The sequence below is a fragment of the Parabacteroides sp. AM08-6 genome (assembly GCF_003473295.1).
GTDB lineage: Bacteria > Bacteroidota > Bacteroidia > Bacteroidales > Tannerellaceae > Parabacteroides.
On sequence record NZ_QRMP01000019.1, the window covers coordinates 55,021 to 65,029 of the forward strand.

General features: G+C 41.5%; 7 protein-coding genes and 1 tRNA gene. 6 read left to right on the plus strand and 2 right to left on the minus strand.

Translation table 11 applies throughout. The features are described 5' to 3' along the window. Positions 1-221: 221 nt before the first annotated feature. The gene (locus tag DW103_RS12125) at positions 222-803 is read left to right on the plus strand and encodes a DUF417 family protein (protein ID WP_199653017.1); all 582 of its coding nucleotides are present in this window, start codon (positions 222-224) and stop codon (positions 801-803) included. A gap of 71 nt (positions 804-874) precedes the next feature. Here the strand turns inward: DW103_RS12125 and DW103_RS12130 are convergent, their stop codons facing one another. Then, positions 875-1,441, minus strand: a complete 567-nt coding sequence (locus DW103_RS12130) for an FKBP-type peptidyl-prolyl cis-trans isomerase (protein ID WP_122276493.1) — start codon at positions 1,439-1,441, stop codon at positions 875-877. A 4-nt stretch (positions 1,442-1,445) separates the two neighbouring features. Beyond that, complete coding sequence (locus DW103_RS12135; protein WP_122276495.1) at positions 1,446-2,990, minus strand: glycine--tRNA ligase; 1,545 nt, start codon at positions 2,988-2,990, stop codon at positions 1,446-1,448. Between the two features lie 300 nt (positions 2,991-3,290). On the opposite strand from DW103_RS12135, the gene DW103_RS12140 reads away from it, so the two are divergent. The 5 genes from DW103_RS12140 to DW103_RS12160 all read left to right on the plus strand — a co-directional run bounded on the left by DW103_RS12140 (position 3,291) and on the right by DW103_RS12160 (position 9,849). Beyond that, entirely contained in the window at positions 3,291-4,727 is a 1,437-nt protein-coding gene (locus DW103_RS12140) for a Gfo/Idh/MocA family oxidoreductase (RefSeq protein ID WP_122276497.1), read from the plus strand. Between the two features lie 310 nt (positions 4,728-5,037). After that, a complete protein-coding gene (locus DW103_RS12145) occupies positions 5,038-7,794 on the plus strand; it encodes a DNA gyrase/topoisomerase IV subunit A (protein WP_122276499.1) in 2,757 nt (918 codons plus the stop codon). A 3-nt stretch (positions 7,795-7,797) separates the two neighbouring features. Then, on the plus strand, positions 7,798-8,661 hold the full coding sequence (locus tag DW103_RS12150) for a DUF3316 domain-containing protein (RefSeq protein ID WP_122276501.1): 864 nt from the start codon (positions 7,798-7,800) through the stop codon (positions 8,659-8,661). A 13-nt stretch (positions 8,662-8,674) separates the two neighbouring features. Beyond that, positions 8,675-9,700, plus strand: a complete 1,026-nt coding sequence (locus tag DW103_RS12155; protein ID WP_122276513.1) for a S41 family peptidase — start codon at positions 8,675-8,677, stop codon at positions 9,698-9,700. A 67-nt stretch (positions 9,701-9,767) separates the two neighbouring features. Next, a tRNA-Leu gene (locus DW103_RS12160) sits at positions 9,768-9,849 on the plus strand. Positions 9,850-10,009: the final 160 nt, after the last annotated feature.

The following is a 10,009-nucleotide window of genomic DNA, read 5'->3' on the forward strand; positions in this document are numbered from 1 at the left end:
CGAACGTTGAACGCAAAAAATACGTTCGATGCTTTTGCGTTCATCGAACGTAAAACGCATAAGAGGAAGTAAGCTTTAACCTTTCCTGAAAACCGCTTTTTTCCGTTCTTCCGCAAAAATGGGAAAATTGACAACTTATCCGGCAAAATAGCTATCGCCCGTCATTGATACACTACCGATATTTGTACCATAATTAACATTCTATAAAAGCATAAGGTATCATGGCAAAATTAAACGACTTGTTCTACACATTTTTGAATTTGGCAGCTTCTTCTCAGAAGTTAGGTATTAATCTCATCCGTGTTGCAATCCTAATTATATTCGTTTGGATTGGTGGATTGAAATTTTGGAATTATGAAGCGGAAGGTATTGTTCCCTTCGTCGCAAACAGCCCGTTTATGAGTTTCTTTTATACAAAAAGTGCTCCCGAATATAAAGAATACAAACTAAAAGAGGGAGAATTTAACGAAGTTAAGCAGAAATGGCATGAGGAAAACAACACATACGGCTTCTCACACGGCCTGGGAATTTTAATTATGGCTATTGGCATTCTGACATTTTTGGGTATATTTTCACCTAAAATCGGATTGGTTGGTTCCGTTCTTGCAATTATTATGACAATAGGGACACTTTCATTCCTCGTCACTACACCGGAAGTCTGGGTTCCGGATTTAGGTAGTGGAGAACATGGATTTCCTTTACTGACAGGAGCAGGGCGATTGGTGATAAAAGATACGGCTATACTGGCAGGTGCAATCGTCACATTATCAGATTGTGCAAAAAGAATACTGAAAAACAGATAGAAAATAAAATAAGGAAGGGAGCACCAAACGAATGACACGCTCCCTTCCTTACTTTATTTCTTATAAAAGACTTAGGAGGCTGTCGCAGCCTGTTCATCCACAGATACCACCTCCAATTCAAATATCAAAGTTGAATACGGGAGTATCGTACTCTGTCCGGATGCTCCATAAGCTAATTCCTGAGGTATCCAGATTTCATACTTGTCACCTTCCACCATATTTTGCAATGCCACACCCCAACCGGATATTACTGACATATAACCTTCCCCAGTGTACGAGTTATAATTTGCATAATAAGAGTTTACCGCACATTTAAAAGGAGCACCATCTTCAAGCAATTTTTTATCAAAAACAGTACCGTCAATCAAGGAGCCTTTATAATAAACAGATACGCGACTATTGAAATAAACTTTCTTTCCGTCTCCTTTTTTAATCAGCTTTGCAAAAACATAACCGATATTTGCTTGCGACACCCATTTCACATAGGAAGGATCCTGGGCTTTTTCAAGAAAAGCGGTTTCGTTTTTCAGCTTATAGGCTGCCTGTTCAATTGCCTCACTGTCGTCATTGTCGTCTTTACAAGAGGAGACAACAAATACGCACAATAACATCAACGCGATATGCAGGTATTTCTTCATTCGTTTATTCAATTATCTTTTTTAATAATGTTCTCATACTTACTTTTTCAGTGATAATATCATGCAACTTATCGATACTTACCCGTTCCTGCTCCATTGTATCACGGAAACGGATTGTCACACAATTATCTTTCAATGTTTCATGGTCGACTGTTATACAGTACGGAGTCCCGATTGCATCCTGACGACGATAACGTTTGCCTATAGAGTCTTTTTCATCATATTGGCAACGGAAGTCAAAACGCAACATATTTACAATTTCTTCAGCTTTTTCAGGCAGTCCGTCCTTCTTAACCAATGGCAATACAGCCAATTTAATCGGGGCTAATGCAGCCGGCAGTTTCAAAACGACGCGTGTCTCGCCGTTTTCCAGTGTCTCTTCGCAGTAAGAACCGGCCATAACACTCAGGAATACGCGGTCTACGCCTATAGATGTCTCAATCACATACGGAGTATAACTCTTATTCAGTTCCGGATCAAAATATTGCATTTTCTTTCCGGAGAATTTTTCATGCTGGCTCAAATCAAAGTCTGTACGACTATGAATACCTTCCACTTCCTTGAAACCGAAAGGCATTTCAAATTCAATATCGGTAGCAGCATTGGCATAATGAGCCAACTTATCGTGATCATGATAGCGGTATTTCTCATTACCCAGCCCCATAGCCTGGTGCCATTTCAAACGGGTGGCTTTCCATTTCTTAAACCATCCCATCTCTTCGCCCGGACGAACAAAGAATTGCATTTCCATTTGTTCGAATTCACGCATACGGAAGATAAATTGGCGGGCAACAATTTCATTACGGAAGGCCTTGCCGATTTGTGCGATACCGAAAGGTATTTTCATACGGCCTGTTTTCTGGACGTTCAGGAAGTTTACAAAAATGCCCTGAGCCGTTTCCGGACGCAGATATATTTTAGAAGAGCCCTCGGCTGTCGAACCCATTTCCGTAGAGAACATCAGGTTAAACTGACGAACTTCCGTCCAGTTGCGTGTTCCGGAAATTGGACAAGCGATTTCGCAATCCAAAATCAACTGGCGCAAATCCTCAAAATTGGAATCATTCAATGCCTTGGCAAAACGTGTGTGTACTTCATCCCGTTTAGCCTGATGTTCCAATACACGGCCATTTGTAGCCCTGAATTGCGCTTCATCGAAAGCATCACCGAATTTCTTGGCAGCTTTTGCGACTTCTTTCTCTATCTTTTCGTCAATCTTAGCCAGATAGTCTTCAATCAAAACATCTGCACGATAGCGTTTCTTAGAATCTTTATTGTCAATCAAAGGATCGTTGAAGGCATCAACATGGCCGGATGCTTTCCAGATAGTAGGATGCATAAAGATAGCCGAGTCCAAACCTACTACGTTTTCATGAAGCAGGGTCATACTGTCCCACCAATACTTCTTTATATTGTTTTTTAACTCTACACCATACTGCCCGTAATCGTACACTGCCCCTAAACCATCATAAATTTCGGAAGAAGGAAATACAAAACCATACTCTTTACAGTGTGAAACTAACTTCTTAAATACATCTTCTTGTGCCATAATATTATTTGCCAATTAATCAATTTGCCGATACAATATGCCAATAAAAAACGGCTCATCCGATTCTCCAGCCTACATGGAAGCATCGGCTTATTTGCACATTGCACATTATTAGAGCTGCAAAGTAAATGATTTTTTCGGTAATGTGGAGCATTTTCAGTATCTTATAAAAATATTTATCGTGTCAAACGCAAATTCTTCCACTAAAAAGTACCAGCTAATAAAAATATTCCCTACATTTGTCAAGTATAGCTTTTATATGTTTGCGCAAACATTAATTATTTATCTAATATATTTACCATGAAATCAGATGATATTTCACGTCGCTCGTTCCTGAAACGGGCACTGGCTCTTTCAGCCGCCACGGCTATTCCATCTTTCTGGATACCATCGAAAGCAAACGGGATGCCGGGAGTACCTTTCGTTAGTGCCAACGAAAAAGTAAGAATTGCCTTTATCGGCATTGGTAACCGCGGAGGAGAAATCGCTCAGGAATTGTACAAAACCGGTCTGTGTGAAGTTGTAGCTCTTTGTGATGTAGATATGGGAGCACCTCATACACAAAAACTTATTTCCATGTTCCCGAAAGTACCGCATTTCCAGGATTTCCGCCAGATGTTCGACAAAATGGCCGATAAAATCGACGCCGTAACCGTGGGCGTACCCGACCATGCCCATTTTCCTATCACCATTGAAGCCATGGCACATGGCAAACATGTTTATGTTGAAAAACCGATGGCCCGTACTTTCCAGGAAGTAGAATTGATGATGAAAGCCGAAAAGAAATTCGGAGTTGTTACACAAATGGGTAACCAAGGACATTCGGAAGCCAACTACTTCCAGTTCAAGGCTTGGAAAGAAGCCGGCCTTATTAAGGATGTCACCGCCATCACCGCCCATATGAACTCGCCACGCCGATGGCATGGATGGAACCCGAATATGAAGCACATGCCGATGGGTGAACCGGTCCCTGAAACAATGGATTGGGATACTTGGTTAGGCGTACGCCCGTTCCACGAATACAATCATGATTATCATCAGGGACAATGGCGTTGTTGGTATGATTTCGGTATGGGTGCACTGGGTGACTGGGGAGCACATATTCTGGATACGGCCCACCAGTTCTTGGATATGGGATTGCCTTCGGAAATCAATCCCACTTATCTGAAAGACCACAATCCGTTCTTCTATCCGATGTCGTCTACTATCCTGTTCCGTTTCCCCAAAAGAGGCGATATGCCGGGAATAGATGTAACTTGGTATGATGGATTGGATAATATTCCTCCTGTTCCTGCCGATTACGGTTCATCAGACGTGGATCCGAATATCCCGACGGTAGCAGGTGGAAAATTACAATTAATGAAGCTGAACCCAGGTAAGGAAATATACACAAAGACATTGACATTCAAAGGTGGCTCCCACGGAAGCACACTTTCTGTCATTCCGGATAAAATAGCAAAAGATATGAACCCGAAATTACCGGAATATGAAAAGAGTCCGTCCAACCATTTTGCAAACTTCCTGAAAGCTTGCAAAGGCCAGGAAAAAACTCGTTCTCCGTTCTCCGTTGCCGGCCCGTTAAGCCAGATTTTCTGTCTGGGCGTATTGGCTCAACGACTGAACCGGAAGCTGGTATTCGACCGCGATTTGAAACAAATCACCAATGATTCTTTTGCTAATCAAATGTTGGTTGGCGATATGCCGCGCAAAGGCTGGGAACAGTATTATAACATTTAATACATCACTCTCTTACCCCCATAAATCAAGGCTGTCTCTCTTCTGCAAGAGAAACAGCCTTTTTTTTCACGCAAGAAACATGAGTTCCCTCAGCAGGAAACCGGAGTTTCTTCCGCGGGAAACACAAATTTCCCCCATAGGGAATGGAAAACAAACAGAATAATTAAAAATTTGAAGTTCTATAAAAATCCGCCTCTTCATGTTTCCTTTTTCTTATTTCAGCAATATTTCGTATATTTACAGCCTATTACGGCTTATGGGTAATCGCTGCATAGTCCGGGGAAATAAATGAATTGTATATAGACAATATATGAGACCAGAAGATATTACTGAACAGGACGAAAACGAAATAATAAAAGGGACGGAAGAACAACCAGTTTCGGGCGAAGATACGGGCACGAAGGATACGGATGATAATCCGGATGCGGGCATTGATGCGGAAACAGCATCCGAAACTCATTCGGAATATAAAATACCCGGCAAATCGGAAAGCCGCGTATCCTATCATCTTTCGGGAATGTACCAGGACTGGTTCCTCGATTATGCTTCGTATGTGATTCTGGAACGTGCCGTTCCGCATATTAACGATGGACTTAAACCCGTTCAACGCCGAATTCTGCATTCCATGAAACGGCTTGACGACGGACGCTACAACAAAGTTGCGAATATCGTAGGGCATACGATGCAGTTTCATCCGCATGGCGATGCTTCTATCGGCGATGCGCTTGTACAGCTCGGACAAAAAGATTTGCTGATTGATTGTCAAGGAAACTGGGGAAATATTCTGACCGGAGACGGAGCCGCCGCGCCCCGTTACATCGAGGCCCGTTTGTCAAAATTCGCACTGGAAACTGTATTCAACCCCAAAACGACTCTTTGGCAATTGTCATACGACGGTCGAAACCGCGAACCGGTAACTTTGCCTGTCAAATTTCCTTTGCTGCTTGCACAGGGAGTAGAAGGTATCGCCGTGGGACTTTCATCTAAAATATTACCGCATAACTTCAATGAACTCCTCGATGCATCTATCGCCTATCTGCGTGGAGAAACATTTACATTATACCCCGATTTCCAGACAGGAGGCTTTGTGGATGTTTCCAAATACAATGACGGTGAACGTGGCGGTTCTGTCAAAGTTCGTGCAAAAATCACCAAACTGGATAATAAAACACTTGTCATCACAGAAATCCCTTACGGAAAAACGACTTCATCCTTGATTGAATCCATTCTGAAAGCAAACGACAAAGGTAAAATCAAGATAAAAAAAGTTGACGATAACACGGCTCGTAACGTAGAAATTCTCGTACACTTGGCCCCAGGCGTATCCTCTGATAAGACAATCGACGCATTATATGCTTTTACTGACTGTGAAATCAGCATTTCACCGAACTGTTGCGTCATCATGGACAACAAACCTCACTTCCTTACGGTTAGTGATGTACTGAAACATTCCACAGACGACACATTACATCTTTTGCGTACCGAGCTGGAAATCCAGAAAGGGGAATTGGAAGAGTCGCTTTTCTTCGCTTCACTTGAAAAAATATTTATTGAAGAGCGCATTTATAAGGACAAGGAATTTGAAAATGCGAAAGATATGGACGAAGCAATCGCCCACATCGATTACCGTTTGACTCCGTTCAAACCTCATTTTATACGTGAGGTTACTCGCGAAGATATCCTCCGGCTGATGGAAATCAAGATGGGGCGCATTCTTAAATTTAACTCGGACAAAAGTAATGCCCAGATAGCCCAGTATAGAGAAGAAATCGCCAAGATAGAGGCTCATTTAGCAAACATCGTAGAATATACCATCGATTGGTTCCGTATGTTGAAAGAAAAATACGGGAAAAATTACCCTCGCCTTACCGAAGTGCGGAATTTTGATACTATCGAAGCCACCAAGGTGGTAGAAGCCAACGAAAAACTTTATATAAACCGAACAGAAGGTTTTATTGGAACCGGACTTAAAAAAGATGAATATGTTTGTAACTGCTCTGATATAGACGACATCATCATTTTCTACCGCAACGGTGTCTACAAGGTGGTAAAAGTTTGCGAAAAAATGTTTATCGGAAAAGACATCTTATATGTGAATGTATTCAAACGAAATGACAACCGTACCATATACAACGTAATTTATCGTGATGGGAAGGCTGGTTATAATTATATCAAACGTTTTGCCGTTACAGGCGTGACACGAGACAAGGAATACACTGTCACGAAAGGCACAGAAGGTTCTCGCATACTCTATTTCAGCGCAAATGCCAACGGAGAAGCCGAAACGGTAAAAATCATACTCAAACCTAAACCCCGGCAAAAACTGCTGGTATTTGAAAAAGATTTTAGTGACATTGCCATTAAAGGTCGTGCTTCCATGGGGAATATCCTGACAAAAGCAGACGTTCATAAAATTTCCCTGAAACAAAAAGGTAATTCTACACTTGGCGGACGTATGGTTTGGTATGACCGCGATGTGTTGCGGTTGAATTATGATGGGCGTGGCGAAGAACTGGGAGAATTTCAAAGTGATGATCAGATATTGGTTATCTCACAAAACGGAGATTTCCATACAACAAACTTCGACTTGAGTAATCACTACGATGCAAATATTCTGATTATCGAAAAATTTGATGCCAATAAAATTTGGACAGCCGCACTTTATGATGCAGATCAGAAATATTTCTACTTGAAACGTTTCCAATTGGAAGCCGGCAGTCGCAAACAAAACTTCTTGGGAGAGAACCCGAAAAGCCGTCTTATGTTGCTTACAGATGAGACTTATCCCCGTATGGAAGTTGTTTTCGGAGGACACGATTCGTTCCGTGAACCACTGGTTATCGATGCCGACGAGTTTATCGGTGTAAAAGGCTTTAAAGCAAAAGGCAAACGTCTGTCGACTTTTGATATAGAGACGATTAACGAGTTGGACCCAATTCGTTTTGCTTCTACGGCGCAAGCTACTGAAAATAAGGTTGAAGAAGCCGAAGATGATGATGAAACCGATAAAAGTAACTCGGATATAATCGATGAAATTACCGGTCAAATGAAACTTTTTGATGAATAGCTTATGAAAAAAATGGGCTGCCTGGTGTTTTTGTTGTTTTGCATGGCCTTCTCTGTTGTCGCGCAGTCGGAAAAAGAGGATATTTCAAGGTCTACAAACGAAAGTACGATGATTGGCATCGGGAGCTATAATCTCCGTGACAGTTATCTTTCGCCCAGTACAAATATTAATTATACCGGGTGGGTAGCACGTATTCTCAATGAAAGAATGAAAATTACCCGGTTGGCTGATTATAAAATCTCTCGCCAGCAAATTGTTAATATTGAATTTGGCTCTACCCGCAACGGAGCAGAGACAGCCAATGAATATGCTGGATTTGTGGATTATAGTCTTGGATACCATTACCGTTTTACCGACTTGCCCGTTTCCGGCTTAAAACTGCTGGCGGGAGCTTCGGCACGCATTTCCGGAGGTTTTATCTATAACACGCGTAACAGTAATAATCCGGTATCCGGTAAAGGAGATTTCGACCTGAACCTTTCGGCCATGGCAGTCTACAGTTTTAAGATAAAAGAATATCCGCTGACAGTACGTTACCAAACGGAAATGCCGTTTGCAGGGGTCTTGTTTTCAATTAATAAAGGGCAACCTTATTATTTTCTCAGCCAGGGAGACAAAGATGGCATCATACGATTCAGTTCCTTCCACAACAAATTTGTAATGAAGAACTATTTCACTGTCGATATCCCCATTGCTAATTTTACTATCCGCACCGGCTATTTGAATAGCATGTACCGGACGAACGTAAACGATATTAAAACTCATGTACTTTCCAACGCTTTTATGATTGGTTTCGTAAAAGAATTTATCTCTTTCGGAGGAAAACGTTTGAAAGATACACACAAATTCAACAGTGCTTATTATTGATATTTCCGGAAAAATGAAACTACGTATTACATATCTTGTATTTCTCTTTTGTATGCTGTTTTGCGCTTGCGAAAAATCGACGGAAGCCAATACGTCTCCACGCGAGAATTTCGAATCCTTATGGCGTATTATTGATGAAAATTACTGTTTTTTTGAGTTCAAAGATATTGATTGGGACGAGGTTCACGACCGCTATAGTCCTCAAATAAAGGACACAATGAACCAGTTTGCATTATTTGAGAAACTCGGCGAAATGTTGGCGGAATTGAAGGATGGGCATACTAATCTGATTTCATCATTCAATATGTCGCGCTATTGGGATTGGTATGAGAAATATCCGAAGAACTTTTACAAAGAAATACAGGAAAATTATTTAGGAACGGACTATTATATAGCTGGGGGGCTGAAATATAAACGGTTGGCTAACGACCAGATTGGGTATGTTTATTATGGTAGTTTTTCAAGTGGAGTCGGGGAAAATAACTTGGATTACATGTTCCTTCATTTCAAAGATTGCCAAGGATTGATTTTCGATGTCCGTGATAACGGTGGCGGTTCAATGAGTTACGCAGACCGTATTGCATCGCGTTTTCTGGAAGAACGTATCCTGACAGGTTACTCGCAATATAAAAAAGGAAACGGGCATAACGATTTTACCGAACCAAAACCATTATATCTGTCCCCCTCCGAACGTATCCGTTGGTCACGTCCGGTAATTGTATTGACAAATCGCCACTCTTATAGCGCCACAAACGATTTTGTAAATGTCATGCGCCTTCTACCACAAGTTCTTATTATGGGCGACCGTACCGGTGGTGGCAGCGGATTGCCATTCAGTTCAGAGCTTCCTAATGGGTGGAGTGTCCGCTTTTCAGCTTGCCCTATTTTGGATATAAACAAAAAGCACACAGAATTCGGAATCGACCCGGATGTAAAAGTATCCATTACATCTGAAGATATCCTGAAAGGTAAAGACACAATCCTTGAAACAGCTATCAAACAATTATTGACTGCTGTCGATTCCACAAAGGCACTTTGAAGCAAAAACAATAGCATATTGCTTGCATATTATCAAATAATCATTACCTTTGCATCGCAAATTCAATGCGCCTGTGGTGTAATTGGTAGCCACGCCAGACTTAGGATCTGGTGCTTCGCGGCGTGTAGGTTCGAGTCCTATCAGGCGCACAAAAAGGCATATCTTTAGGGATGTGCCTTTTTTATATGGAAAAAATGGGATTTTCGGGGCTCATACCGAAATAGTGAGGGAATGAAAAAAAGATTATCTTAGCCCTCCTAAAAGAGAGTAGAATTATGAGCTACACAGAATTTCTTCGCTTTATCTTCC

Excerpts from the sequence above, each read along its gene's own strand:
- DW103_RS12145 (WP_122276499.1), top strand. The coding sequence starts at position 5,038 with ATGAGACCAGAAGATATTACTGAACAGGACGAAAACGAAATAATAAAA.
- DW103_RS12155 (WP_122276513.1), top strand. The coding sequence starts at position 8,675 with ATGAAACTACGTATTACATATCTTGTATTTCTCTTTTGTATGCTGTTT.
- DW103_RS12140 (WP_122276497.1), top strand. The coding sequence starts at position 3,291 with ATGAAATCAGATGATATTTCACGTCGCTCGTTCCTGAAACGGGCACTG.
- DW103_RS12130 (WP_122276493.1), bottom strand. The coding sequence starts at position 1,441 with ATGAAGAAATACCTGCATATCGCGTTGATGTTATTGTGCGTATTTGTT.
- DW103_RS12135 (WP_122276495.1), bottom strand. The coding sequence starts at position 2,990 with ATGGCACAAGAAGATGTATTTAAGAAGTTAGTTTCACACTGTAAAGAG.
- DW103_RS12150 (WP_122276501.1), top strand. The coding sequence starts at position 7,798 with ATGAAAAAAATGGGCTGCCTGGTGTTTTTGTTGTTTTGCATGGCCTTC.
- DW103_RS12125 (WP_199653017.1), top strand. The coding sequence starts at position 222 with ATGGCAAAATTAAACGACTTGTTCTACACATTTTTGAATTTGGCAGCT.